This window comes from Kytococcus schroeteri (assembly GCF_002847825.1).
Lineage (GTDB): Bacteria > Actinomycetota > Actinomycetes > Actinomycetales > Dermatophilaceae > Kytococcus > Kytococcus schroeteri.
In genome coordinates this window covers 1-284 of the sequence record NZ_PKIZ01000183.1, presented here as the reverse complement: position 1 = coordinate 284, position 284 = coordinate 1, and the positions used below count along the sequence as shown (strand labels likewise).

Below are 284 nucleotides of genomic sequence, written 5' to 3'. Positions count from 1 at the left end.
CGCGCGCAGAAGTGCAGGCAGGCGACCTGGCGGTGTGGGACGGGCACGTGGCGATGATCGTCGACGGCGAGAACATGATCGAGGCCGGTGCTGGCTTTCCTCGAGGACGGCGGCCGCAACGAGCTGGCCGAGCACCCCAAGTGGGCGCAGTTCAAGTCCGACTTGGTCACAAATGTAGTGCCCACCCGCACCGGCAAGATCAGCCTGATCGAGGTGCCTCGCAAGCTGGCTCAGCGCCCGGGCTATGAATCCACTTCCGCGGTCGCCCGCGGTTTCGATCTGCT

Annotated in this window: 1 protein-coding gene; it reads left to right on the top strand. The window is 65.8% G+C overall.

The genetic code is table 11. The annotated features are described in order from the left end of the window. Nucleotides 1–87 precede the first annotated feature (87 nt). A partial coding sequence (locus tag CYJ76_RS12090; RefSeq protein WP_202820505.1) for a hypothetical protein occupies nt 88–284 on the top strand: 197 nt, incomplete at its 3' end.